General features: G+C 68.8%; 22 protein-coding genes and 1 tRNA gene. 3 read left to right on the top strand and 20 right to left on the bottom strand.

All coding sequences use genetic code 11. The features are described from left to right. Nucleotides 1-10 precede the first annotated feature (10 nt). Nucleotides 11-601, bottom strand: coding sequence for a TIGR03086 family metal-binding protein (locus BOSE125_RS05315; RefSeq protein ID WP_159550698.1), 591 nt, complete (start codon nucleotides 599-601; stop codon nucleotides 11-13). A gap of 17 nt (nucleotides 602-618) precedes the next feature. After that, nucleotides 619-1011, bottom strand: a complete 393-nt coding sequence (locus BOSE125_RS05310) for an MmcQ/YjbR family DNA-binding protein (RefSeq protein ID WP_159550696.1) — start codon at nucleotides 1009-1011, stop codon at nucleotides 619-621. A gap of 134 nt (nucleotides 1012-1145) precedes the next feature. Between BOSE125_RS05310 and helR the strand changes: the two genes are divergently transcribed. Then, nucleotides 1146-3401 (top strand): RNA polymerase recycling motor ATPase HelR, encoded by a 2256-nt coding sequence (gene helR / locus BOSE125_RS05305; protein WP_159550694.1) that lies wholly within the window; start codon nucleotides 1146-1148, stop codon nucleotides 3399-3401. Between the two features lie 66 nt (nucleotides 3402-3467). Continuing rightward, the gene (locus BOSE125_RS05300) at nucleotides 3468-4991 is read left to right on the top strand and encodes an asparagine synthase-related protein (RefSeq protein ID WP_159550692.1); all 1524 of its coding nucleotides are present in this window, start codon (nucleotides 3468-3470) and stop codon (nucleotides 4989-4991) included. Nucleotides 4992-5057: 66 nt separating this feature from the next. On the opposite strand, the gene BOSE125_RS05295 is transcribed toward BOSE125_RS05300, so the two are convergent. From BOSE125_RS05295 to BOSE125_RS05210, 18 genes are all read right to left on the bottom strand, one after another. After that, nucleotides 5058-6008 (bottom strand): glycine betaine ABC transporter substrate-binding protein, encoded by a 951-nt coding sequence (locus BOSE125_RS05295; RefSeq protein ID WP_159550690.1) that lies wholly within the window; start codon nucleotides 6006-6008, stop codon nucleotides 5058-5060. A 90-nt stretch (nucleotides 6009-6098) separates the two neighbouring features. After that, the gene (locus BOSE125_RS05290; protein ID WP_159550688.1) at nucleotides 6099-6908 is read right to left on the bottom strand and encodes an ABC transporter permease; all 810 of its coding nucleotides are present in this window, start codon (nucleotides 6906-6908) and stop codon (nucleotides 6099-6101) included. Beyond that, nucleotides 6905-8107 carry an ABC transporter ATP-binding protein gene (locus BOSE125_RS05285; protein ID WP_159550686.1) on the bottom strand — a complete coding sequence of 401 codons (1203 nt, stop codon included), beginning with the start codon at nucleotides 8105-8107 and terminating at the stop codon, nucleotides 6905-6907. The genes BOSE125_RS05290 and BOSE125_RS05285 overlap by 4 nt, the downstream gene beginning before the upstream one ends. Further along, entirely contained in the window at nucleotides 8104-8748 is a 645-nt protein-coding gene (locus tag BOSE125_RS05280) for an ABC transporter permease (RefSeq protein ID WP_159550684.1), read from the bottom strand. Before BOSE125_RS05280 ends, BOSE125_RS05285 begins: the two co-directional genes overlap by 4 nt. A 68-nt stretch (nucleotides 8749-8816) precedes the next feature. Further along, on the bottom strand, nucleotides 8817-10649 hold the full coding sequence (gene glsA / locus BOSE125_RS05275; RefSeq protein ID WP_159550682.1) for a glutaminase A: 1833 nt from the start codon (nucleotides 10647-10649) through the stop codon (nucleotides 8817-8819). Between the two features lie 22 nt (nucleotides 10650-10671). Further along, nucleotides 10672-12357 carry a ribonuclease J gene (locus tag BOSE125_RS05270; RefSeq protein ID WP_256375972.1) on the bottom strand — a complete coding sequence of 562 codons (1686 nt, stop codon included), beginning with the start codon at nucleotides 12355-12357 and terminating at the stop codon, nucleotides 10672-10674. Between the two features lie 200 nt (nucleotides 12358-12557). Further along, nucleotides 12558-12633: transfer RNA gene (locus BOSE125_RS05265), tRNA-Ala, on the bottom strand. 169 nt (nucleotides 12634-12802) lie between these two features. Then, nucleotides 12803-13417 carry a histidine phosphatase family protein gene (locus BOSE125_RS05260; RefSeq protein ID WP_159550680.1) on the bottom strand — a complete coding sequence of 205 codons (615 nt, stop codon included), beginning with the start codon at nucleotides 13415-13417 and terminating at the stop codon, nucleotides 12803-12805. A gap of 64 nt (nucleotides 13418-13481) precedes the next feature. Next, nucleotides 13482-13928 carry a ribosome silencing factor gene (gene rsfS, locus BOSE125_RS05255; protein ID WP_159550678.1) on the bottom strand — a complete coding sequence of 149 codons (447 nt, stop codon included), beginning with the start codon at nucleotides 13926-13928 and terminating at the stop codon, nucleotides 13482-13484. 116 nt (nucleotides 13929-14044) lie between these two features. Next, nucleotides 14045-15220, bottom strand: a complete 1176-nt coding sequence (locus BOSE125_RS05250) for a hypothetical protein (protein ID WP_159550676.1) — start codon at nucleotides 15218-15220, stop codon at nucleotides 14045-14047. Then, nucleotides 15217-15933: a nicotinate-nucleotide adenylyltransferase gene (gene nadD / locus BOSE125_RS05245; RefSeq protein ID WP_201301266.1), complete on the bottom strand. Its 717-nt coding sequence runs from the start codon at nucleotides 15931-15933 to the stop codon at nucleotides 15217-15219. The genes BOSE125_RS05250 and nadD overlap by 4 nt, the downstream gene beginning before the upstream one ends. A 54-nt stretch (nucleotides 15934-15987) precedes the next feature. After that, the gene (locus BOSE125_RS05240) at nucleotides 15988-16215 is read right to left on the bottom strand and encodes a hypothetical protein (protein ID WP_159550674.1); all 228 of its coding nucleotides are present in this window, start codon (nucleotides 16213-16215) and stop codon (nucleotides 15988-15990) included. Nucleotides 16216-16331: 116 nt separating this feature from the next. After that, nucleotides 16332-17690, bottom strand: a complete 1359-nt coding sequence (locus tag BOSE125_RS05235; RefSeq protein WP_159550672.1) for a glutamate-5-semialdehyde dehydrogenase — start codon at nucleotides 17688-17690, stop codon at nucleotides 16332-16334. 9 nt (nucleotides 17691-17699) lie between these two features. Continuing rightward, nucleotides 17700-18860 (bottom strand): glutamate 5-kinase, encoded by a 1161-nt coding sequence (proB, locus tag BOSE125_RS05230; protein WP_159550670.1) that lies wholly within the window; start codon nucleotides 18858-18860, stop codon nucleotides 17700-17702. After that, on the bottom strand, nucleotides 18853-20520 hold the full coding sequence (obgE, locus tag BOSE125_RS05225; protein ID WP_159550668.1) for a GTPase ObgE: 1668 nt from the start codon (nucleotides 20518-20520) through the stop codon (nucleotides 18853-18855). The genes proB and obgE overlap by 8 nt, the downstream gene beginning before the upstream one ends. Nucleotides 20521-20709: 189 nt before the next feature. After that, the gene (gene rpmA, locus BOSE125_RS05220) at nucleotides 20710-20970 is read right to left on the bottom strand and encodes a 50S ribosomal protein L27 (RefSeq protein WP_159550666.1); all 261 of its coding nucleotides are present in this window, start codon (nucleotides 20968-20970) and stop codon (nucleotides 20710-20712) included. Nucleotides 20971-21014: 44 nt separating this feature from the next. Then, nucleotides 21015-21323 carry a 50S ribosomal protein L21 gene (gene rplU, locus BOSE125_RS05215; protein WP_159550664.1) on the bottom strand — a complete coding sequence of 103 codons (309 nt, stop codon included), beginning with the start codon at nucleotides 21321-21323 and terminating at the stop codon, nucleotides 21015-21017. A gap of 232 nt (nucleotides 21324-21555) precedes the next feature. Then, the gene (locus BOSE125_RS05210; RefSeq protein ID WP_159550662.1) at nucleotides 21556-24639 is read right to left on the bottom strand and encodes an Rne/Rng family ribonuclease; all 3084 of its coding nucleotides are present in this window, start codon (nucleotides 24637-24639) and stop codon (nucleotides 21556-21558) included. A 618-nt stretch (nucleotides 24640-25257) separates the two neighbouring features. Between BOSE125_RS05210 and BOSE125_RS05205 the strand changes: the two genes are divergently transcribed. Next, nucleotides 25258-25800, top strand: a complete 543-nt coding sequence (locus BOSE125_RS05205; protein WP_159554738.1) for a vitamin K epoxide reductase family protein — start codon at nucleotides 25258-25260, stop codon at nucleotides 25798-25800. Nucleotides 25801-25832 lie beyond the last annotated feature (32 nt).

The raw sequence follows: 25832 nt of genomic DNA, 5'->3' as shown, positions 1-25832 counted from the left end.
GCCGCACGGCTCAGTGGCCCGGGGGCCGCCACCCGGGATCTCGGCCGGACAGGCCCAGCACCCGGTCCAGCTGGGGTGCGTCCGCCGGCACCGGGATCCGGGGGCCGAAGAGCCCCTCCCGTTCGCCCGGCTCCTCGGGGATACCAGCGCAGAACTGCTCGACGGCGTCAAGGGCCTGTTGCTCCACCGCATAGTCCTGGCCGGTCGCCACCGCCAGGTCCCAGCCATGCAGCACCACCTCGTCCAGCGCGACCAGCATCGCCACCTCGGCGGGCATGGTCTGCGCCCCGGCCGTCGTCGTTCCGGTGCGTGCCCCGGTCTCGTTCCAGGCGGCGGCAAGGTTCTCCAACTCGGCCGGCAGGGATTCCCGCCAGTCCTCGGGAAGTTCCAGCCGTGACGGGTCCGGAGCCGTGTGGGTGGTCGGGCCGTCGATCTTGCGGGCGGCGTCACGGAAGGCGATGGCCAGGCCGTGCAGATGGGCCAGGAGCAAGTGGACGGGCATCTGGGGGCACGGCGTGGGGGCATAGTGGTGCGCGTCCTCGATCCCGCGGACCACGGACGCCACCCTCCGTGTGCTCTCGGTGAGGTCGATGCTGGTCATGGTGGTTCCCTCTCTCGCTAACGGGCCGGTGTGGTGGTGCCAAAGGTCTCGGGGTCCACCGGGCGGGCGTGCCGTGGCAGTTTCTCCACCACCAGGCGGTAGGAATCGAGCACGAGTTCCTGGACCAGTCCGCCGGTGACGGTGTCCCCGCCGGTCACGGTGATCCAGTGCCTCTTGTTCATGTGGTAGCCGGGGGTGATCTCGGGATGGGCCTGGCGCAGTGCGCCGGAGTCCTCGGGTTCGGCCTTGAGGTTGACGATCGGTTCGCCGTCCAGCTCGGCCAGGAACATGAACATCCGGCCCTTGACCTTGAACACGTCATAGTCCGGCCCGAACGGCTGCTCCACGGTGACGGCGGGGAATTCGAGTGCCGCATCTCGGGCGATCCGGTGCACTGTGGTCCCGTTCATGGTGTCCGTTCCCCCGGTGCTCGCATGGGGTCGAATCCCCTCCGCCATCTTCAGACTATGCCCGAGCGGGGGCCTTGCCGCAAGGCCCCCTGGTGCTGTCAGAATCATGGCTCGCATCGGATCGGAGCCGCCCCATGACCACAGACCACCACCGCACCAGCACCTCAGTCTTCGCGCTGCCGGAGCACCTTTCCGCCAAGGCAGATCCGGACCTGGTGGCCGGCGACGACGCCCACTTCGCGGCCATCGCCGCCGCCCTCGGTTACCGACGTTTCGAGGACGGCCGCCGCCTCGACGCCCTGCGCCGGCAGCCGCGTGGCAGCGGCGAGTACGCCTTGGAGCGGGATGCCGAGATCCGCCGGCTGTCCTCCCGCCTGCTCCTGCTCCAACGGTTCGGCCTGGACCTGGTGCTGGGCCGGATGGTCCCGTCCGACGGCAGCGGCACCACCGTCTACGTGGGACGCACCGGCCTGACCGACGGTGACGGCCACCGTCTGCTCATCGACTGGCGCTCCCCCGCGGCTGAGCCGTTCTTCGCCGCCACCCACGCCCAACCCCTCGGCCTGGCCAGCCGCCGCCGCTACCGGTGGAGCCGGGAGCGCGTCACCGACTACTGGGACGAGGTCTTCACCACGGAGGGACTGTCCGGCGGACTGCAGGCCCACGCCGCACTCGACGACCAGTCCGCCTTCATCGCCAGCCTCGGGGCCCACCGGACCGGACGCATGCGGGACGTGCTCGGCACCATCCAGGCGGATCAGGACGCGATCATCCGCGCCGGTTCGCGCGGGGCGCTCGTGGTCGACGGCGGCCCGGGCACCGGAAAGACCGTCGTCGCCCTGCACCGCACGGCCCACCTGCTCTACTCTGACGAGCGGCTGCGCCGCCACCGTGGAGGCGTGCTCGTCGTGGGCCCCCACGAGCCCTACCTGGCCTACGTCGCGGACGTGCTGCCCTCACTCGGCGAGGACGGGGTACTCACCGCGACGGTGCGCGGGCTGCTCCCGGAGGGGGCCACGGCTCCCGCCGAGGCGGATCAGCGCGTCGCCGATCTGAAGTCCCGCCGTGACCTGGTGGACGCCGTGGAGCCGGCGGTCCGGCTGTATGAGGAACCTCCGGCTGAGGCCCTGCTGGTGGAGACGCCGTGGGACGAGGTCTGGTTGTATCCCGAGGACTGGGCCGAGGCCTTCGGCGCCCCCGACTCCGGCACCCCACACAACGAGGCCCGGGAGGACGTCTGGACGGCGTTGCTCCAGATCCTGGTGGAGGCCCACAGCGCCGGAACGGACCCGAACGCCGCCCGGGACGGGGAGAACAGCGGACCGTCCACCGAACTGCTGTACCGGTCCTTCGAGTCGAACCGTGGGCTACGGGCGGCCTTCGCCCGCGCCTGGCCCGTGTTGCGTGCCGAGGAGATCGTCGGCGACCTGTTCACGGTGCCCGCCTACTTGTCCCGGTGCGCGCCCACACTGGAGCCGTCCGAGGTGCGATCCCTGCAGCGTGCGGATCCTCAGGCGTGGACACTGTCCGACCTGCCGATCCTGGACGCGGCACGCCGCCGCATCGGTGACCCGGTCACGGCCTGGAAACGCCGCACCCGAGACCGGGCACGTGAGTGGAACCAAGCCGTCATGGACCGGGTGATCGAAGACCTGGTCGCCGCCGACGTCTCCGACCTGCAGCTGATGACGTCCCTGCAGACCGAGGACATCCGGGACAAACTCACCGTCGACGAGCACCTGCCGGCGGACACCCGTGACCCGCTGGCCGGACCCTTCGAGCACATCGTGGTGGACGAGGCGCAGGAACTCACCGATGCCGAGTGGCAGATGCTGTTGGCCCGGTGCCCGTCCCGCAGCCTCACCATCGTCGGGGACCGAGCCCAGGCCCGGCGGGGGTTCACGGAGAGCTGGCGGCAGCGGCTGGAACGCGTCGGGGTCGGATCGGTGGAGATCGCCACGCTCACGATCAACTACCGCACACCCGAAAAGGTCATGGCGGAGGCGGCCCCGGTGATCCGGGCCCAGATCCCGGATGCCAACGTGCCGACCTCGGTCCGGGCCTCGGGCAACGCGGTGCGCCACGGCACCCCTGACGAGCTGGACCAGGTGCTGGACGCCTGGCTCGAGGAACACGACCAGGGTGAGGGCACCGCCGTCGTGATCAGTGCGGACGGGACCGCCGCGGCCGGTCCGGTTCAGGGCAAGGCACCGGGCACGGCGGTGCGGGACCGGCTGCGGTCCCTGACGCCCGCTCTGGCCAAGGGCCTCGAGTTCGACCTGGTGATCCTGGTCGACCCACAGGAATTCGGCACCGGGATCGAGGGTGCAGTGGACCGGTACGTGGCCATGAGCCGGGCCACCCAGCAGCTGGTGATCCTGGAGGACTGAGGACCGTCCTGGAAGACTAGGCTGGAAGCCAGACGTACCGGTTGTCTCAATCAGAGGTGGATGTCCATGTCAGGAGTAGTCGCAGCCCACGGGTCCTTCGATCCCCGCCGCGGCCAGCGGATGCTGGACCGGCTGGCCCACCGCGGGCCGGACGGGGCGGGCAGCCGGGAACTGGGCCGGTCCTGGCTCGGCAGCAGGTACCTTTCCATTGTCGATCCGGTCTCCGGTGACCAGCCACTGTCCGGCGGACGGGACGGTGGACTCTGGGTCGTCGGAGACGGCATGATCCACAACCACCGCCGGATCCGCGAGCGGCTGGGTGACGGGCGTTTCCGCACCGACTCGGACCTGGAAGCCGCGATCGTCCTCGTCGACGAGCACGGCTCCGAGGCCTTCGAACACCTGTGGGGGCCCTTCGCCCTCGTGGTCGCCGCCGCGGACGGCCGATTCGCCGCGGCCCGAGACATCCTCGGGCTGGCCCCGCTGTACTGGGTGCACGAGGGCGAGACGGTGGTGTTCGCCTCGGAGCTGAAGGCCTTCGACGAGGATCAGCGCCCCGCGGTACGGCCCTTCCCGCCCGGACACTGCTGGACCCCGCAGGAGGGGCTCAAGCCCATCCGGCGCTTCCCCGGCACCACGCCCGTACTCCTGCAGAGCCGGTCCGCGGACGACGAGCCGCCGGCATGGGTGTTCGATGCCCTGCGCGAGACCCTGATCCGGGCCGTGGACCGCAGCCTCGCCAGCCGGCAGCGTCCCGGGGTGCTGTTGTCCGGTGGCGTGGACTCCAGCATCATCACCGCCATCGCCGCCCGGCGCGGCGACTGGACGTCTGCACCGCTGAAGACCTTCGCCGTCGGGCTCGAGGGCAGCGGGGATCTCGCGGCCGCCCGGATCGTGGCCGAGCATTGCGGTACGGACCACCACGAGCTGGTCTACACCGCCCAGGACGCCATCGAGGCGGTGCCCGAGGTCGTCGCCGGACTCGAGTCCTTCGATCCGAAGCTCGTGCATTCGGCGGTGCCCAATTACTTCGTCTCCCGCCTGGCTTCCCTGCACGTCAAGATCGTCCTCGTGGGTGAGGGCGCCGATGAGCTGTTCGCCGGTTACACCCACTACGGGCGCCATCGTGACGGATCCGAACTGCACGCGGAACTGCTGGAGACCCTGCAGGGCATGCATATCGGCGGGCTGCAACGGGTGGACCGTGTGGCCGGCGCGCTCGGAGTGGAGCCCCGCCTGCCGTTCCTGGACCTGGACATGGTGGAACTGACGATGGCCCTGCCCCCGGAATGGAAGCTCGTGGGACGGGACCGCCCGGCCAAGTGGTTGCTGCGCAAGGCCTTCGATGGGTGGCTGCCGGACGAGGTGCTGTGGCGACGCAAGGAACAGTTCGGCGAAGGCACCGGCATGAACGACGTCCTGGCCGAACACTTCGGTCAGACCGTCAGCGACGACGACCTGGCGGCCGAGGCGGATGCCCTCACCCCGCCGGTGCGCACCCGGGAGGAACTCGCCTACTTCCGGATGTTCGAGGCCGTCCTGCGCGGCGTCAACGCCCAAGAGACCGTCGGCCGGTTCCCAGAGGCCTGATCAGACCCGGGAACCGGCCGACCTTGGATGCGATGGAGGGGGCGGTGCGGTCCGTGGCGGGGGCGGTCAGCCGCCGATGAGACCCTGGTCCTGGAGCCACTCCTCGGCCACGTCCCGCGGATCCTCGCCGTCGGTGTCGACCTTGCCGTTGAGCTCCATCATGGTCTCGTTGGTGAGCTTCTCCGAGATCGGGGCCATGATCTCGGCGATCGCCGGGTACTCGTCCAAAGTCTCCTGACGCAGGGTCATGGCACCCTGGTACTCGACGAAGAACTCCTGGTCGTCCTCCAGGACCACCATGTCGTTCGACGCGATCCGGGCGTCGGTGGAGAACACCTCACCGAACTCGCAGGTGTCCCCGACCTGCGTGTAGATCAGGTTCAGTTCGAGTTCCACGACCTCGGAGAACTCGAAGCCGTAGGCCTCCTCCAGCCCGGGCAGGCCGTCATCGCGGTTGATGAACTCGCTGGCCGCACAGACGCGGGCCTGGTCCGGGTTCGCATTGATGAACTCCGCCGCGTCGGACTGCGTGACCAGGGAGTTCTCGTCGGCGAAGTCCTGCTTGACCGCGATGCGGTAGGTGTTCTCGAACGGGGCCGCGTCCAGCCAGGCGATGCCGTTCTCCGCGTCCGCCTCCGAGACGGCCGCGAACAGGTCCTCGGGCACCTCTTCGGTGGTGTTGCCGAGGATGTTGACCCAGCCGGTGCCGGTGTAGTCCCAGTAGAAGTCGATCTCATCCGTCTCCAGCGCCTCGCGGACGGTGGCGCTGCCGGAGATCCCGGTCTGGTCCTCGATGCTGGCCCCCGCGTCCTCCAGGGCGAGCGAGGTGATCTGGGACAGGACGACGGACTCGGTGAACTCCTTGGAGCCCGCGGTCAGCTCGGCCCCGTCCAGCTTGCCGGCGTTGGCGCTGTCTCCGCCGCCGTCGCCGCCTCCGCAGCCGGTCAGCAGCAGCGCGGCCACCGCCGTCAGGCCGATGCCGCCGAGCGTGGTCTTGCGGGTGGTTGCGTTTCTCATGTCAGTTCCTCATTTCAGTGCGATCACTGTGATCGGTGCGATCAGGGTGCGTTCAACGATGCGGTCAGGATGCGGTCACGGTGCGTTCGCTCAGGTCCCGGCGGACCGTAGTCCCTTGGGCTGCAGCAGGTTCTCTGCCAACCCGGCGAGGTAGTCGATGAGCAGGGCCAGCACGGAGGTCAGCACGGCACCGACCACCTGCACCAGGACCCGGTTGGTGGACAGCCCGGCCATGATGACGTCACCCAGTCCACCGCCGTTGATGTAGGTCGCCAGCGTTGCCGTGCCCACGTTGATCACCAGGGCGGTGCGGACGCCCGCCAGGATCACGGGCACGGCCAAGGGCAGCTCCAGGCGACGCAGGACCTGGAACCGGGACAGGCCCATGCCCCGCCCTGCCTCGAGCACGTTCTCGTCCACCTGTTCCAGTCCAACCATGGTGTTCAGCAGCACCGGGATGATCGCGTAGAGCACCAGGCCGACGATCGCGGCCTGGAACCCGAGGAACAGGAACATCACGGCCAGCAGCACGAGGACGGAGATCGTCGGCACCGCCTGGCCCAGGGTCAGGAGGGTGATGATGTACGGACGGACCCGGCGGGTGAACGGCCTGGTCAGCAGGATGCCCAGGGGGACGGCGATCAGGAGCGTGATCGCGGTGGAGACCGCGGTGAGGGCCACGTGCTCCCCCACGGCCGTGGACAGCGCGGCCGCGTTCAGTGAACGTGCCTCGATCGAATCGAGTTCCCGGCCGGTCACGTACAGGTACAGGGAGACCAGGACGACGGCCAGGATGAGGGGCATCATCAGGTAACCCACCCATCCGCGGCGGCCCGCGGCGGGCGGGGTCTGGGCGACGACGTCGGTGTCCCGGACCCCGGCAGGGGTGACGGTGCTCATGGTGTCGTCCTCCCGTCCGCGAACTCGGTGCGGGCCTCGGCGACGGCGGAGTGGCGCATGGAGCGGATGGCCTCGTTGATCTGCTCGATGTCCACGACGCCCAGGTGCCGACCATCCTGATCCACCACGACGGTGACGGCGTAGCGGGCGGCGATGAGCTCGTTGAGCGCGTCACTCAGGGTGGCCCGGGACTCCACGACGGCCTGAGGCACGGTGCCGATCCGGTCCAGGGACTGCCCCTCGCCCCGGCGCAGGTCATCTGCACCGACCCAGCGGGCCGGGCGCCCCTCCGTATCCAGCACGAGGACCGCACTGTGGTCCGATTCGCGCAGCACCCGGTGCGCCTGTTCCACGGAGTCCGCGGCGGACACCGTGGGCCACGGCGCGAGCTCGATGTCCCGGACCCGGGACAGGCTCAGCCGCTTCAGGGAGGCGCCTCCACCGATGAAGTCACGGACGAAGTCGTTGGCCGGTGCGGTGAGGATCTTCTCCGGGGTGTCGTACTGGGCGATCGAGGACCCCTCCTGCAAGATCGCGATCCGGTCCCCCATCTTGATGGCCTCATCGATGTCATGGGTGACGAACACGATCGTCTTGCGCACCTCGGACTGGAGGCGGAGGAACTCGTTCTGGAGGCGTTCGCGGGTGATGGGGTCGATCGCCCCGAAAGGCTCGTCCATCAACATGACCTGCGGGTCGCCACCGAGCGCGCGGGCGACCCCGACGCGCTGCTGCTGCCCGCCCGAGAGCTGCTTCGGATAGCGGCCGCGGTACTCCTCCGGATCCATGTTCACCATGCTCAGCAGCTCGTCCACCCGGGCCCGGGTGCGGGCGGCGTCCCAGCCCAGCAGCTTCGGCACGGTGGCCACGTTCTCGCCGATGGTCAGATGCGGGAACAGACCCGTCTGCTGGATGACGTAGCCGATCCTCCGGCGCAGCTGGTCCGCATTCGTGGTGGTGACGTCCTCGCCGCCGAGGATGATCCGGCCGGAAGTCGGTTCGATGATCCGGTTGATCATCTTCATGGTGGTGGTCTTGCCACAGCCCGATGGTCCCACGAGGACCACGATCTCGCCGGCGTGGATGTCCAGGGTGAGTCCGTCCACGGCATTGCGCTGCGTCCCGGGGAAGCGCTTGGTCAGGTTCTCGAGGCGGATCATGACCTCGGGCTCCGGTGTGGTCTGCGGTGTCTGGGTCATCGGATACCTCGCGAAGTTGTGAGTCGCTGGACGGTGTAGAAGATCAGGTCGAACAGGACGGCCAGCACGATCACGCCGAGGGTGCCGGCCAGCACCATGTTCACGGCCACGGGGGTTCCCACCCGGGCCAGCCCGGTGAAGATCATCTCGCCGTAGCCCGGTCCGTTGACCACCGCGCCGATGGCCGCGATGCCCAGCAGCACGAGGGTGGTGACCCGGACACCGGTGATGACCACGGGCCAGGCCAGCGGCAGTTCGATTCGCAGCAGGCGCTGCCGCCGGGTCAGTCCCATGCCCTGGGCGGATTCGATGACGGCCGGGTCCACTTCCCGCAGTCCGGTGATCGTGTTGCGCACCACGGGCAGCAGTCCGTACAGCACCAGGGCGAACAGCACGGGCGGCCAGCCGAGGCCGAGCGGTCCCAGCAGCAGGATGAACAGGGCGAAGGACGGGATGGTCAGGAACGTCCCGGTGATCGCGAGCACGAACTCCCGCGGACGCTCCGTCTGATAGGTGGCGATGCCCAGGGCCACGCCGACGACGGTGGCGATGAGGACTGCTGCACCGACGATCGCGGCGTGCGCCAGACCCATCTCGAGCAGGTCGTCTGCCCGGTTCCCCAGGAACTCGAGGAATTCCACGGCTGCCCCCTTCCGAGACGAATAATGCCTGATGACGACTATAGTTCAGCGAATTTCCGCGATACGTCTCAGTAGGTCAGGCGGACGGCGGCCTCACGCAGGTAGCGGTCCACGAGCGAGTACGCGTCCCGGGTCAGGGCGCGCCACAGTTGCAGCGCCAGCGCCGGATCATCCTGTTCCAGTACTTCGATCGCCTCCGGGGTGAGGACCATGATCTCGACCTCGCCGACGGCCTTCTCGGTGGTCTCCTGCCGGTCCGCGGTCCCGAGGGCCAGCTCGCCGAACGTCATCCCGGCCCCCAGGGTGTTCAACCGCACCCGTTCACCCAGGGGATTGGTGGCGATGGTGTTGATCTGTCCGGAGACGATGAAGTGCACGCCACCGAAGCGCTGCCCCACCCGGCGGATGATGTCCCCGTCCTCATGGAACCGGTGCTCCATCAGGGCGGCCAGCCGTTCACGGTCACCCTCCTCCAGGAGGTCAAGTGCAGGCGACTCGGTCACCGGGACCCGCTCCGTGGCCGGGATCGGCGCGCCGTAGCGTTCCAACAGGGCGTCCTCGCAGTGTTCGACCGCCTCACCGAGGCCCTGGAAGACCGGTACCTGGGCCGCGTGACCCTCGGGGCCGGCGTCGGGGTGGACGATCAGGGCAGGGGCCTCCTCACCGGTGACGAGGACCAATTCCCGTCCGGCCGCGGCCAGCTGCCGTTGGAGGCCGGTGATCATCTGGCGGGCGAGCCGGCCGGCGTCGTACACCTGCCGCAGGTCCAGGACCACGAAGACGACGCCGTCCTCCAGTTCGCTGACCGCGCGGACCAGCGACTCGGTGCCGGCGAAGAAGAGGTCACCGGTCACCTCGATGATGCGGGCACGGTCTCCGTAGCGCTCCAGGACCTCGGCCTCCTCCTCGGTGCGCCGCACGCGGGAGGGGAATCGGGAGATCTCCATGGTGTCCTTGACCGCGGACCGCCCACTGCGGGCGGCGCGCACGAAGTGCATCTCCATGTCCTTCGACACCCGCCGGCAGGTCTCCAGACCTCGGACACTGTTGCCGTGCCCGTCCAGCGGGGGCGAGAAGACGGCCAGGCCGGCCTGTCCGGGCAGCACGGCCAGCGTCCCGCCGCCCACCCCGGACTTCGCGGGCATGCCGACGCTGCTGACCCAGGCACCGGCGTCGTCGTACATGCCGGAGGTCATCATGACGGACAGGACCCGTTCCACCACGTCGATCTCGAAGACCTGCTCACCGCTGACGGGCTGCGTGCCGCCGTTGGCGAGGGTGGCCGCCATCATGGCCAGGTCACGGCAGGTGACCTGGACCGAGCACTGACGCAGATAGTTTTCCAGGGCGCGGCTGGGGTCGTTCTCGATGACCTCGACGGAGCTGAGCAGGTAGGCCAACGCATGGTTGCGGTCACTGTGCCGGATCTCCACGTCGAAGACCGAACGGCTGCTGGACAGATCCCGCCCGGCGAAGCGGGAGTAGGTGTCCACGATCCGGCGCACGGCGGACTTGCCGCCGCCGCCACGAATCATCGAGGCCACCGCCAGCGCACCGGCGTTCACCATGGCGTTCGGCGGCCGGCCCGTCACCGGGGCCAGGGAGATCTGGTTGAACGGGTCCCCGGAGGGTTCCACGTCCACCTTCTCGTCCACGGCCTCGAAGCCATAGTCCGCCAGAGCCAGTCCGTAGCTGAACGGCTTGGAGATCGACTGGATCGAGAACTCCTGGTCGGCCACCCCTACGGAGTAGACCCGGCCGTCCACGGTGGCCAGGCAGATGCCGAAGTCCTCCGGGTTCGGTTCCCGCCCCGTGGGGTGCACCTCGTAGGGCTCTCCCCCGCGCAGGCGCTGGACGTCAGCGAGCAGCGACTCGAGGTACTCCTGGATGGGCGATTCCATGCCCCAACCGTAGTAGCTCGGGTCAGGCGTCGATGACGACGACGGTCAGGACGGGCGCCCGGCGGTAGGCACGGTCGAGGTGACGGGCCACGGTCTCGCCGATCAGCTGCTCGAGCTTGTCGAGGTCGTCGATCTCGGACACGGACGGCTTGGACAGGGCGATCGAGACCTTCTTGGCTGCACCGTCGAAGATCACCTTGTCCTGGATGAAGCCCTTGGTGACGAACTCGAGCGGCTCGGCGAGCTGGTTGGTGTCCGCGTCCACGAGGGCCACGACCGTCACGGCGCCGCCTTCCTGCAGCGACGTGCGCTCCTTCAGGGTCTCCTCGGTGACCTTGCCGACGGTGTGGCCGTCCACATAGACCAGGCCGGCCTCGACCTGACCGGAGACAGCGGCCTTGCCGTTGACCAGGTCCACGGTGGTGCCGTCCTTGACGACCAGCACGCGCTCAGGGGCGATGCCGGTCTTGACGGCGAGGTCCGCGTTGGCGTGCAGGTGCTTGGACTCACCGTGGACGGGCATGACGTGCGTGGGCTGGACGATGTTGTAGCAGTAGACGAGTTCGCCGGCGGAGGCGTGTCCGGAGACGTGCACCTTGGCGTTGCCCTTGTGCACCACCTTGACCCCGAGGTCCGTGAACTTGTTGATGATGCCGTAGATGGCGTTCTCGTTGCCGGGGATCAGCGAGCTGGCCATCAGCACCGTGTCATCCGCGCCGAGCCTGATCTGGTGGCTGCCGTTGGCCATCCGGGACAGCGCCGCCAGCGGCTCGCCCTGGGAGCCGGTGCAGATCAGGGTGACCTTGTTGTCCGGCATCGACTGCAGCTTCTTGAAATCCACCACCAGCCCGCGTGGGATCTTCAGGTAGTCCAGCTCGCGCGCGATCCCCATGTTCTTGACCATGGACCGCCCCACGAACGCCACCTTGCGGCCGTGGGCGTGCGCGGAGTCCAGGACCTGCTGGATCCGGTGCACGTGGCTGGCGAAGCTGGAGACGATGATCCGCTTCGGTGCGGTGGCGAAGACCTGGTCGATCGCCGGGGTCAGTTCGCGCTCGGAGATGGTGAAGCCGGGGACCTCGGCGTTGGTGGAGTCGGTGAGGAACAGGTCCACGCCCTCCTCGCCCAGGCGGGCGAAGTGACGCAGGTCCGTGATCCGGCCGTCCAGCGGGAACTGGTCCATCTTGAAGTCGCCCGTGTGCAGGACCAGGCCGGCCGGGGTGCGGATGGCCACGGCCAGCGCGTCCGGGATGGAGTGGTTCACGGCCACGAACTCGAGCTCGAAGGGGCCGGACTGGTGGATGTCCTCGGCCTCCACGTGCACTGTCACCGGGGTGATCTTGTGCTCGGTGAGCTTGGCGGTGATGAACGCCAAGGTCAGCTGGGAGCCGATCAGGGGGATGTTCGGGCGTTCCTTGAGCAGGTAGGGGACGCCGCCGATGTGGTCCTCGTGGCCGTGCGTCAGGACGATGCCGACAATGTCATCCCAGCGGCCCTGCAGGGACGTGAAGTCCGGCAGGATGACGTCGATACCGGGCTGGTGCTCCTCGGGGAACAGCACACCGCAGTCGACGATCAACAGCTTGCCGTTGTACTCGAAGACGGTCATGTTGCGCCCGACCTCGCCGAGGCCTCCCAGCGGCGTGACCCGCAGCCCCCCGGAAGGAACGCCGGACGGGGACTTGGACTTGCGGGGCGAACGGGCCAAAGGATCACGCTTTCATCGGGATTGTTTCAAGACAGGGGGACCATGCCGACTGCACGGATCCGGCATGGACGCGGACCGCTACAGGGAGATCAACTCCCCATGCTACCCCTCACGGTGGAGCTCCGCCGCCCCGGTGCAGGGTGGCCGCCGTATCGAGGCAACAAAAAAGCCCTTATTCCGAAGAACAAGGGCTTTTCACCTGGTGGAGGTAAGGGGATTCGAACCCCTGACCTTCTCCATGCCATGGAGACGCGCTACCAACTGCGCCATACCCCCAGATGCGTTGTTTCTGGCTTTCCCGTTTCCGTTCCGTCCGAAGCAACTCCATAAATATACACAGCACTTCGCACGCTCCGCAAATCGAACGGATCCCCTGTGGCCGAGGGCACAGAGCAGTACAGATAGTCGTCCGCGCGCCGGCCGTCACCCGTTGATCACCCGCTCATCACGCGTTGTAGGCCTCGATCCGCCAACGCCCGGGGCGCTGCGGCGAGCCCTCGAGCACGATCGCCGCACCATTGCGCAGCCGCTCCAACCGCCCCATCCCGGCGGCGTCCATGCCGGTCAGAAGCGTAGCCGCGGCCCGGAGGCAGTTGCCGTGGGCCGTGACCAGCATGGCCTCCGGCGTGCCGAGGGTGGACTCCGCCTCGCCCACCATGCGGGTGATGGCAGTGATCACCCGGGTGCCCGACTGCCGCGGGGTCTCCCCGTCCAAGGGGCCGTGGTCCAGATGGGAGTTGCGCCACGTGGTCCAGTCGTCCGGCCACTGGGTCCGGATCTCGCTGAAGCTCAGACCCTCCCAGGTGCCGCCGCCGGTCTCCTTGAACTCCTCGTGCAGCACCAGGTCCAGACCACGGCCGTCCACCACGGATTCCGCGGTGGCGCGGGCCCGGACTAAGGGTGAGGATGCCGCCAGGTCGAAATGGTGGCCGGCCAGCCGGACCGCGGCCTCCGCGGCCTGGGACCGGCCGACGTCGTCCAGGGGGATATCCGTGTGTCCCTGGTAGCGCTCCTCGGCGTTCCACGCCGTGCGGCCATGCCGCAACAAGACCAGTCGCATCCCGTCTCCCCCGGTTCAGTCTCGGTCAGTACTGTTCAGTCTTGTTCAACCGTGTGGAGAGAGATCAATCCTGATCCCGGCTGGGGGTCCAATCCCGCTGGCCCTCGTCCGGGTGCACCGTGGAGCCGCCCTCTTCCGCGGCCACGCCATCGGCCAACCCAAGGTCCACCAGGGGGGAATCCTTCCAGAGGCGGTCCAGCGCATAGAACACGCGCTCCTCCTCGTGCTGGACGTGCACCACGAAGTGTCCGTAGTCCAGCAGGACCCATCGGCCACCGGCCTTGCCCTCGCGGCGGAGGGCATCCAGCGTGAGCTGTTGGGTCAGCACGTCCTCGATCTCGTCCACCACCGAGACGACTTGCCGTTCGGAGCCGGCGGAGGCGATCAGGAAGGCGTCCGTGAGGCCCATCTGCTGCGCCACGTCAACGGCCACGATGTCTGTGGCCTGCTTGTCTGCGGCGGCCTGTCCGGCCAGTTTGAGTGCGGTCAGGGTGGTCTCGGGAATGGTCATAGGCACCTCGGTGTGGATCGGTCAGCGAACGGGTCGGATGAGTGGAATCGGGAAGGAATTGTGAAGAAACGGTGAAAGCAGTGGACAGGACGGAGGTAGCGGTGGAGGGACGGCCGTCAGAAGACGATGGCGAGAATCAGGGCGACCACGAGGATCAGGACCACGATCCCGGCCACGATCATCAGGGTCCGCTCGCGTGAGGACCATTCGGAGGCCTGGATGGAGTCGAGCCCATGCGCGGACTGTGCGTCCACGGGCTCGTGCCGGTCGGTGGGCGAGACTGCCCCGTGCTTCGGTGCGGCAGGGCCAGCCGCCGGCTTCGCTACGGCCGGTGACCTGGCCACCGAGGTCGAAGAGACCTGCGGAGCCGACGGCGGGACCTGGCGGATGAGGCCGGTGTTGAGCTGCCGAGCCTTCTCGGCCAACAGCTCCTGCTCCCGGAGCAGGGACGGGTCGACCGTGGAGGGGTCCGCCCCTTCCGCGGCCTCGATCCGGGCAGCCAGCGCGGCGCCCTCCGCGGCGAGGGACTCCCGGGTGAACGGTTGTCCAGCGGAGGTGCCCGGTGCAGCGGACGTGACCGTGCCGCCGTCGGCGATCTCAGCGCCCTCCGCCACGGCTCCGGAGGGCGCCCCCGCAGGTGCCTCCGCCCGGCGGGCCCGGGTGGCCTCACGGCGGGTGGCCGGCGTGGCAGCGACCGGCATGGCAGTGCCCTGCTGGCGGCGCCATTCGCGCAGTTGCCGCCGCGAGAGCGGCTGCCCGTCCGGGCCCACGGGAACGCCGTCACGGTCCAGCGTCACGTCCTCGGGCAGCAGGCCAGCTGAGGAGGCCGCCACCGACGCGGTGGACTGCTTCCCCGGTCCCCCGGCCTCACGGTCCGCTGCACCGGTGGCCCGGCGGGCCTTCAGCGCGGGCCGGTCCGCGGGGGCTGTGTCACCGCCGATCGAGGGCACCGCCTCGTCCGGGGACTTGATGGCATATCCACCGCCTCCGGGCTCACCGGTGGCGTAGATGACGCGGGGCAGCTGTCCGGTGAGCGGGCCGACGTCGGCGGGGCTGATCGAGGTGGCTGGCAACTCCAGGATCGTCGCCCTGGAGAGATCGCCGGCCGGGGCGCCGGCCTCGCTGTCCGCACGGCGGTGCTGGCGCAGTGAGCGCCGCGTCGGCAGTTGCAGCTCGGCCGGGGTTCCGCCGGTGGAGGTCTCGGCGGGCTCCACCCCCGGCGCACCGCGTTTGATCTGGGGCCTGCCCAGACGGGGCTTGGCGGCCTGCGGCTTCTGGTCCTGCTGACTCATACGGTGGTTCCCGGCGTCGATGCTGGTGCGGCAGCCGGATTCCCGGACTGCCGTGGTGTGTCCGGGAGCATCTCGGGCGGACGGCTCCCCCCGGTGAACGGCTCCTGGCCGTCACCGCTGCCGCCGCCCAGCCCCCCTCCGGGGATATGGGCGGACGGGAGGTACAGGTTGTGCTTGGCGATGTACTGGACCACGCCGTCCGGCACCAGGTACCAGACCGGCTTTCCGTCCTGGACCCGGTCTCGGCAATCGGTGGAGGAGATCGCCATGGCGGGGATCTCCATGAGCTTGACGCCGGTCTCCGGCCCCAGCTCCACCAGGTCATGTCCCGGGCGGGTCACGCCCACGAATTGGGCCATGTCCCAGAGCTTCTCGACGTCCTTCCAGGTCATGATCTGCTCGAGGGCGTCGGCACCGGTGATGAAGAACAGCTCGGCCTCGGGCCGGAGGGTCTTCAGGTCCCGCAGGGTGTCCGCCGTGTACGTGGGGCCGGGCCTGTCGATGTCCACGCGGGACACCGTGAAGCGGGGGTTCGAGGCAGTCGCGACCACGGTCATGAGATACCGGTGCTCGGCGGGTGACACCCTCCCCGCGTCCTTCTGCCAGGGTTGGCCGGTGGGCACGAAGACGACCTCATCCAGGTCCAGCTCGGAGGCCACCTCAGAGGCGGCGACGAGGTGCCCGTGGTGGATGGGGTCGAAGGTGCCACCCATGATGCCCAGGCGGAAGCGACGGTGGGTCACAGTGAGATGCGGTTCAGGGGTGGATCAGTGGCCGGAACGCTGGCCGCCGTGGCCAGCCGATCCGTGGACGTTGACGTCAGTGGCCGGCGCGGGGTGGCGCTGCGAGACGGAACGGAGGGACATGGTGGCCACCAGCAACAGCATCAGGATGGCGAAGGTCCCCACACCGAAGACCCAGTCCGGGGCGATGAGCTCGTTGACCACGTGGGCCTCTTCAGCGGCAACGGTCACGGCCGCGGTGATGTTCTGCATCTGGTGGTTCTCCCTTAAAACTGCTCAGACTACTAAGATGGCCGGCGCCCCGGCCTCGTATCACGGTGATGTCTGCGGTCCATCCTAGTACGTTCCCCGCACAGCTCCGGCCCCCGTCAGGATCGGACCTGGCCCTGGCCGCGCAGCACCCACTTGGTGGTGGTGAGTTCCTCGAGGCCCATGGGGCCGCGTGCGTGCATCTTCTGCGTGGAGATCCCCACCTCAGCGCCGAGCCCCAGTTGGCCGCCGTCCGTAAAGCGGGTCGAGGCGTTGACGATGACAGCGGCGGAGTCGATTTCCGCGACAAACCGGTCTGCGTTGGCCAGGTCGTTGGTCACGATCGCCTCGGTGTGCCCGGTGGACCAGCGGCGGATGTGGTCCATGGCCTCATCGAGCGAGCCCACGGTCTTCACGGCCAGTTCGAGGGCCAGATACTCGGTGCCCCAGTCCTCCTCCGTGGCCGGCGTGGCCGTGGCCTCCGCTTCGGTGGGCAACCACGCGCGGGCGCCCTCGTCCACGTGCAGGAGCACCCCGGCCCGGTGCAGTGCGCGCAGCACCTCGCGGCCGGCCTCCGCCGCCCCCGCGTGGATCAGCAGGGTCTCGGCGGTGTTGCACACGGAGACGCGCTGGGTCTTGGCATTCAGAGCGATGTCCACGGCCATCTTCACCGGAGCCGACTCGTCGATGTAGAGGTGCACGTTGCCCTCACCGGTCTCGATGACGGGCACGTTGGCGTTGCGGACCACGGACTGGATCAGCTCCCGTCCGCCGCGCGGCACCAGGACGTCCACGGAGCCGCGCTCGGACATCAGGGCCGTGGCGCCGTCCCGGCCCAACTCATCGATCCCCTGGACGATGTCCGACTCGAAGCCGTGGGACAGTGCCTGCTCCCGGAGGATCTGGATGAGCACCGTGTTGGTCTCCCGCGCGGCGGAGCCGCCGCGCAGGATCACGGCGTTGCCGGATTTCAGGGCCAGCCCGGCGATGTCCACGGTGACGTTGGGGCGTGCCTCGTAGATGGCTCCCACCACGCCCAGGGGGACGCGCAGCTGGGTCATGTGCAGGCCGTTGGGCAGGTCCCGTCCGCGCACCACGTTTCCGACGGGGTCCGGCAACGCCACGAGCTCCTCCAGGGCGGCCGCCAGGGCCTCGATCCGCGGCCCGTCCAGGCTGAGCCGATCGAGCATGGCCTCTGACGTGCCCTTCTCGCGGCCCTTCTCCACGTCCTTGCGGTTGGCCGCCAGGATCGCGGAGGCGTTCTCACGCAGCGCGTCCGCCATGCCCTGCAGCGTCTCGTCCTTCCGGGCCCGACGCGCGGTGGCCAGCTCCGGCCGCGCCCTGCGGGCCCGCTCGGCCACCGCGAGGATCGCTTCGCGGATCTCCTCCGGCACCGTGGCCACGGCCGGTTCGCCGGAGGGCCCGGTTCCGGTCGCTGAGTCGGTGACGGGGGCGTTGTTCTGGGCAGTCGTGGACATACCCCCAGCCTAGCGCCGAGGCCGTGCCCTCGCCGGCAGTCGGACACAATCGTCGGTGTGCACCACGGGCCGCTGATACTCAGGCCCGAACTCCTCACGCAGCTGGACGGTGTGCCGACCGAGCATGGCCGGAAGCTCCGTCGAGGAGTAATTGACGAAGCCACGGGCCACCACGGTGCCATGGGCGTCCGCCAACTCGACCGGGTCGCCGGCCTCGAAGGCCCCTTCCACCCCGGTGATCCCGGCGGGCAGCAGGGACCGGCGGTTCTTCACGACCGCGGCGACCGCGCCGTCGTCGAGCACCACGCGGCCCTGCACCTCGGCGAGCAGGCCGAGCCAGATGCCGCGCGCGGACTGCCGCTTCCCGGAGGCCTGGAACCAGGTGCCCACGTCCTCTCCGGCCAGCGCCGCCTCGGCGTTCTGCGCCGAGGTGACGATCGCGTGGATCCCCGAGCCGGTGGCGATCCCGGCGGCGTCCACTTTGGTGACCATCCCTCCGGTCCCGACGCCGGCCGGCCCTGTCCGCCCGATCAGCACCGTGTCCAGTTCAGCCTTCGAGACCACGTGGGCGATGCGTTCCGAGCCGGGGCGTGACGGCGGCGCGGTGTACAGGGCATCGACATCCGTCAGCAGCAGCAGCGCATCCGCGCGCAGCAGGTTGGCCACCAGTGCCGAGAGCCGGTCATTGTCCCCGAACCGGATCTCCGCGGTGGTGACGGTGTCGTTCTCGTTCACGATCGGGACCACCGACAAGGCCAGCAGCCGGTTCAGTGCCCGGTGCGCATTGGTGTACTGGGTGCGGCGGATCAGGTCCTCCGCGGTCAGCAGCACCTGCGCCACCTCGGTGCCGTGGCGCGCGAAGGAGGCCGTGTACTCGGCCAGCAGCTTGCCCTGCCCGACTGCGGCCGCGGCCTGCTGCGTGGCCAGGTCACGCGGGCGCTTGCCCAACCCCAGGGGGTGGATGCCGGCGGCGATGGTCCCCGAGGACACCAGGATGACCTCCGTGCCGCGGGCGCGGACGGCGGCGATCGTGTCCACGAGCGAATCAATGGCTTCCCGGTTCACGCCCGTGGGGGTGGTCAGGGATGAGGAACCGATCTTGATGACCAGGCGGCGGGCCCGGTGCAGGGTGTCCCGACCCGTCACCGGATTGGGGACCTGCTCAGCCATGGGAGTCCTCAGAGCCGGAGCCCGCCGTCGTATCAGCGTAATCGGCCGTGCCGGAACCGACTGTCTCGTCGGACGTGCCGGTCTCATCGTCGCTGATACCCGCCAGGCGGTTGATCTCCTGGTCCACGGCCCACACACCGGTGCGGCGCTCACTGGCAAGGTCGGCCTGGGTCGCGGCGCGGGCGGCCTTGCGCTCCTCGTAGTCGCGGCGCTTGTCCTCACGGGTGGGCCGGTCGCGATCCTCCATGCGGAGGTCGGCGCCGCGGGGGCCGCCCAACAGCTCAGCACCGGCGGCCATGGTCGGCTCCCAGTCGAAGACCACCCCGTTGTCATCCGAGCCGATGACCACGGCATCCCCGGGCTTGGCGCCCTGCTTGAACAGCTCATCCTCCACGCCGAGGCGATTGAGGCGGTCAGCCAGGTAGCCCACGGCCTCATCCACGGTGAAGTCGGTCTGGGCCACCCACCGTTCGGGCTTGATGCCACGGACCCGGAACAGGGGCTCGAGGTTGCGCTCCTCACGGTGGATCTCAAACTCTCCGCTGCGGCCCTTGCGCGAGCGGACGGACCGCGGGCGGACGACCTCTGGTTCGGCGATCTCCTCGGGCTCGGGCAGCCGTTCGCGGGCCTGGCGGACCAGGTCGGCCATCGCGAACTTCAAGGGGTCCAGTCCCTTGTGGGAGACGGCGGAGACCTCGAAGACGCGCAGTCCACGCGCCTCCAGCGTGGAGCGGACCATGTCCGCCATGTCCTGGCCGTCCGGAAGGTCGGTCTTGTTCAGGGCGATCAGCCGTGGGCGTTCGTTCAGCGGGATGACGCCCTGGCCGCCCTGGGCGAAGGTCGGCTCCACGGCGTAGGCGGCGAGTTCCGCCTCGATGGCCTCGAAGTCGGAGAGCGGATCCCGGTCTGACTCCAGGGAACCGCAGTCCAGTACGTGCACCAGGGCCGCGCAGCGCTCCACGTGGCGCAGGAACTCCAAGCCCAGGCCCTTGCCCTCGGAGGCACCCGGGATCAGGCCCGGGACATCGGCGACGGTGTAGCGGGTGTCCCCGGCCTGGACCACGCCCAGGTTCGGTACCAGGGTGGTGAACGGATAGTCGGCGATCTTCGGGCGGGCTGCGGAGATGGAGGCGATGAGGGAGGACTTGCCGGCCGAGGGGAAACCCACCAGGGCCACGTCCGCCACGGACTTCAGTTCCAGGACGATGTCCCGCTCATCCCCGGGGATGCCAAGCAGGGCGAAGCCGGGGGCCCTGCGCTTGGCCGAGGCCAGCGCCGCGTTGCCGAGGCCGCCCATGCCGCCCTCCGCGGCCACGAAGCTGGCGCCGTGGCCCACGAGGTCGGCGAGGATGTTCCCCTCGGCGTCCTTGACCACGGTGCCGTCCGGCACGCTCAGCGTCAGGGACTCGCCGTTGCCGCCATTGCGGAAATCGCCCATCCCGGGACCGCCATTGCCACCATGACGGTGCGGTGCGTGATGGTAGGAGAGCAACGTCGTGGTCTGGGAGTCCACGACCAGGGTGACGTCACCGCCGTCCCCGCCGTTGCCGCCATCGGGACCACCCAGGGGCTTGAACTTCTCCCGCTTCACGGAAGCCACGCCGTGCCCTCCATGCCCGCCGGAAACGTGCAGGACCACCCGGTCCACGAAAGCCGCCATGGCCGCCTCTCCTCAGAACTTCTCGGTACCACCCGTGCGGTGGTGACCAGTCTTGCGCAGATCGCTGTGTTCCGCCGGTGGAGCACAGCGCGCGTTAACCACTCCGGCGGAGGCGGGCCGCAGTGGCCCACCCCCGCCGGAGCGTTGAACTACTGGGGGATCACTCCCCCGGTGCCGTCAGCTGAATGATCACTCAGCAGCGGCAGTAACGATGTTCACGACCTTGCGGCCACGACGGTTGCCGAACTCGACGGCGCCGGCGGACAGGGCGAACAGGGTGTCGTCCTTGCCGATGCCGACGTTGGAGCCCGGGTGGAACTTGGTACCGCGCTGGCGGACCAGGATCTCGCCGGCGTTGACGGCCTGGCCGCCGAAACGCTTGACGCCCAGGAACTGTGCGTTCGAATCGCGGCCGTTCTTGGAGGAACTACCGGCCTTCTTATGTGCCATGGTGCAATCCTTCGGTGTTTATCTCGGGGACCTGGAAGTCCGGATCAGGCGATCGAGGTGACCTTGACGGTGGTCAGCTCGGAACGGTGACCCTGGCGCTTCTTGTAGCCGGTCTTGTTCTTGTACTTCTGGATGACAATCTTCTTGCCACGGGAATGGTCAACGACCTCGGCAGTGACCTTGACCTTGGCCAGGTCATCGGTACCGGTGGTCACCTTGTCCCCGTCCACCAGCATGACGGCGGACAGCTCCAGGGAGCTTCCGGCCTCAGCGGCAACGCGGTCAAGGGTAACGAGGTCTCCAACGGAGACCTTTTCCTGGCGGCCGCCAGCGCGGACAATCGCGTACACCACTTGGGACTCACTTCTCTCGACATTTACGAATCTGTTTGACTGCAACCCGGCCTGCCCAAACCAGCGGTGTCCGGCCGGCAAAGGCGGACGGTCCCGGACAGCGGGGGCAACGGCTCTCGGCGTACCGGCGGGCTTTCCAATACCCAATTCACCGGGCAGACAGAAAACGACGGCGGCGCAGCACCGAGTATCTATCCTACCCGCCGGTGCCCCCTCGGGCCAAATGACACGCTCACTCGGGGCGGGCGATATCCTCCGCCTTGACCCCGACGCCGAGCATCATCGGCGCAGCCGAGGGCGTCGCCGCCTTCTGCTGGGCCTCCGACCCCGTGCCGCTCCTGGCCGGGGCGGCGGTTGCGCTGAAGCGATGACCACCGCCAGCGTTCTCTCCGGCCGCCGCGACCTCCACCGTCCGGATGTCACCGGCACCCTCGGAGGAGGCCGCCCGACGACGGCGCTGAGGCCGCGCTGCCGGTTCTGTCTGAGCTGTTTGACCTGTCTGGCCTGTCTGAGGCGCGTCTCCGGAGGCACGCTGGTCGCGGGGGGTCTTCTGGTCGAGGGCGCTCTCCAGTGATGCCAGGTCCGCCTGGGGGGCCGCCGCCGTGGCCTTCGAACGCCGGGAACGGCGCTTGGCCTGCGGAACCTCGACGGCCTCGCCCGCGAGGGTCAGGGTCGAGGGTGCCGGATCCGGCTGATCCTGGCCGGCTTCCTGGCGGGTCTGCCGTTCCGGTGCCGGCTGGGAGGCCTTCTCGGAGCCGGAGGGTCCGTCCTTCTCCTCATGCGCGCTGGCCGCAGCGGCTGCCATGTTGGCGAAGGCCGCCCGGGCCGCTTCGGCACGGGCCTTGCGCTCGGCCTCCTCCTCGGGGGTGAGCTGCTGCTCGACCGGCGGCTCATGCTGCTCATGACGCTCACGCTCGGCCTGGCGTTCCCGGCTGCGGCGGCGGCGCTCACTGCGGGAGGACTTCCGGCCCGCGTCGTTGGAGTCGTCCTGCCCGGACCCGCCGGAACCACCGGATCCCCCCGATCCGCCGTGGGTGGGGGGCGCACTGTGGGCCCGCGGTTCGCCGTGCGCATTGTGGGCGCGGCGGTGCTCCACCGGCATGTCATGGACGATGATGCCGCGGCCGTTGCAGTGCTCGCAGGTCTCCGAGAAGATCTCGACGAGGCCGGTGCCCATCCGCTTGCGGGTCATCTGGACCAGGCCGAGCGAGGTCACCTCGGCGACCTGGTGCTTGGTGCGGTCGCGGCCGAGGCACTCGACCATGCGGCGCAGCACGAGATCACGGTTGGACTCGAGCACCATGTCGATGAAGTCGATGACGATGATGCCGCCGATGTCCCGCAGGCGCAGCTGCCGGACGATCTCCTCGGCCGCCTCGAGGTTGTTCTTGGTGACGGTCTCCTCGAGGTTGCCGCCGGACCCGGTGAACTTGCCGGTGTTGACGTCCACCACGGTCATCGCCTCGGTGCGGTCGATGACGAGCGAGCCGCCGGAGGGCAGGAAGACCTTGCGGTCCAGCGCCTTCTGCAGCTGCTCGTCGATGCGGTTGGACGCGAACAGGTCCTCGCCGCCATGCTCCTCGGGCTTCCACTGCTCCAGGCGGGGCAGCAGGTCCGGCGCCACGTAGGTCACGTAGGCCTCGATGTTGTCCCAGACGTCCTCGCCCTGGACGATCATGCCGGAGAAGTCCTCGTTGAAGACGTCCCGGACCACCTTGATCGTCAGGTCCGGTTCCGAGTAGAGCAGTTCCGGCGCCAGGGTCTTCGTGGAGGTCGACTTCTCCTCGATTCCCTCCCACTGGGCACGCAGGCGGTTGATGTCATGCATCAGCTCCTGCTCCGAGGTGCCCTCGGCCGCCGTGCGAACGATCACGCCGGCGTTCTCCGGGAGATGGTCCTTCAGGATCTTCTTCAGGCGGGAGCGCTCGACGTCCGGAAGCTTGCGGGAGATGCCCGTCATGGAACCTCCCGGCACGTAGACGAGGTAGCGGCCCGGCAGGGAGATCTGGCTGGTGAGCCGGGCGCCCTTGTGACCGACCGGGTCCTTGGTGACCTGGACGAGGACGGAGTCGCCGGACTTCAGGGCATTCTCGATCTTGCGGGACTTGCCCTCGAGGTTGGCGGCATCCCAATTGACCTCGCCGGCATAGAGCACCGCGTTGCGGCCGCGGCCGATATCCACGAAGGCGGCCTCCATGGACGGCAGCACGTTCTGGACCTTGCCCACGTAGACGTTGCCGATCATCGAGTCCTGGGTGGTGTTGGACACGAAGTGCTCGGCCAGGACCCCGTCCTCCAAGACGGCGATCTGGATGCGGTGCTCACGCTGGCGGACCAGCATCTTGCGGTCCACCGACTCGCGGCGGGCCAGGAACTCGGCCTCGGTGATCACATGGCGGCGCTGGCGGCCACCGGAGCGTGAATCGCGGCGGCGCTGGCGCTTGGCCTCCAGACGGGTGGAGCCCTTGAGTGAGGTGACGGCCTCCGGACCGGTGGAGGCGGTCTGGCGGGGCGCGCGAACACGGGTCACGGTGTTCTCCGGGTCATCCCCGGCGCCACCCTCCAGCTCCATGTCCACGTCACCGCGGCGGCGCTTGCGGCGGCGGCGCGAACCGTTGCCGTCGCCCTCGGCGTCCGAGCCGTCCACGTGGGACGGGTTCTCACGGCCGTCTCCGCCGCGCGCACCGGAGCTGCGCTGGGACTGGTCATCGCCGTCCTCGTCTTCCGACGTGGTGCTGCCCTGGTCCGAGGCGCTGCCCGAGCGGCCCCGGCCGCGGCGGCGACGGCGGGAGCTGCGGGAACCGGACTGCCCGCCCTCGTCCTCCTGCTCGTCCCGGTCATCGCGGGACATGCGTGTGCCGTCAGCCGTGGCCTCGAGCTCGTCATCGCCGCCGCTGGCGTCCTCGTCCTGACGGCGGTTGCGGTTCTGACGCGGGCCCCGGCCTTCTGGCTCACTGCGTTCGCTGCGGTCATCGCGGGACCTGCGCGGTACCGGGGGAAGGGTGGACAGGTCCGGAGCCTTGAAGATCAGGGCCAACGGGTCATCCGGGATGGCGAAGGGGTCATCAACGGCCGGCTTCTCCTCGGCGGGTTCCGTTGCCGCGGTGCCGCCAGCAGTGGCCGTATCCGAGGGGCCGGCCGGCGCCTCAGACTCGGTGGCCGGGAAATCCTCAGCGGAGGATGATTCCTGGACGACCATTGCCCCGGCGTCCTCGGGAACCGCTGAGGGCGGATCCAGCGTCCGGTCTCCCGTGGACTGCGCGTCCTGTTCGGACGTTGCTGCTGCATCGTTGTCGTGATGTTCGTTGGCTGCCATGGACAGCACCTCCTGCACCGCGGTCACGCCACACTCGTGCCCGTGGAGCGGCTCGGTCCGTTCCCGGTGGCGTTTCCCCCGATCCGTCAAGCGGTACTCGGGGTGCCGCCGTCGACGGACTCCAAAAAGTCTTAGGTGAACCGTAGGTTCGGTCTCCGCTGGATGCGGCGTCCTCCCCCGGAACCATCGGCGGCCATCCCGGTCTCACGCGTCTTGTCGCGTGCCAATGGCGGCTGTCGCAAGGCCGAGGACGCGTGGTCCGCGTCTCTGAAGGCCTGGCAGTTTCCTTACACTGCCTCAGTCCTCTACCGCCGGCCCGGTGGCCGTCCAATGGACCCTGCCCATGGTGTGGCCATCGGCGGGTCGAGGACCATTCTCTCACACGGGGCGCCTGATCGGCGGGATGAAGCCGATGGGCCTCCACCATCCGGCGCCACGGCCGTACTCCGCAGCAGGACTCGTTCACGGCAGCACCCCACGTTCTACGATGGAGCGGTGAACTCTTCCGCAGATGCTCCCCCCCGCACCGCGACCGACGCTGGCAGCGACGTCGCCACCCCCGGCGGTGGGCTCGACGACCGGCTCAGCTGGTACGCCCGTCCTCTCGGCACGGCCTGGATGATGCTGGTCACCGCCCTGCTGGGCCTCTACGGCACCCTCATGCTGGTCATGGAACGGGTGATGCTGTGGAACGATCCGAACCACATCACCAGTTGCGACCTCAATCCCTGGGTGTCCTGCGGCGAGGTCATGAAGACGTGGCAGTCCCAGCTGTTCAACTTCCCCAACCAATTCATCGGCATGGTGGCATTCCCGATCGTCATCACCATCGCCATGGGCCTGTTCGCCCGGGCGCGGTTCGCCCGCTGGTTCTGGATCGGAATGAACCTCGGAGTCCTGGCCGGCTTCGTCTTCATCGTCTGGTTGTGGAGCCAGGCCGTCTACGAGATCAACATCCTCTGCCTGTACTGCATGGTCGTCTGGGCCGGCATGATCCCCCTGTTCGTCCTGCTGACGTCCCGGAACATCCAACACGGCGTGATCCCCGCCCCGGCCGGCCTACGGAAGTTCGCCGCCGAGTGGTCCTGGCCGATCATCGTCCTGCTCTACGTGGGCGTGCTGGCCTCCATCCTGCTGCGCTTCTCCAACGCCTTCTTCTGAGCCGCTGTCCGGGCGGCCTGCCCCAGCGAACT

The organism is Citricoccus sp. K5, from assembly GCF_902506195.1.
GTDB lineage: Bacteria > Actinomycetota > Actinomycetes > Actinomycetales > Micrococcaceae > Citricoccus.
This window is presented reverse-complemented; position numbering and strand designations above follow the sequence as displayed.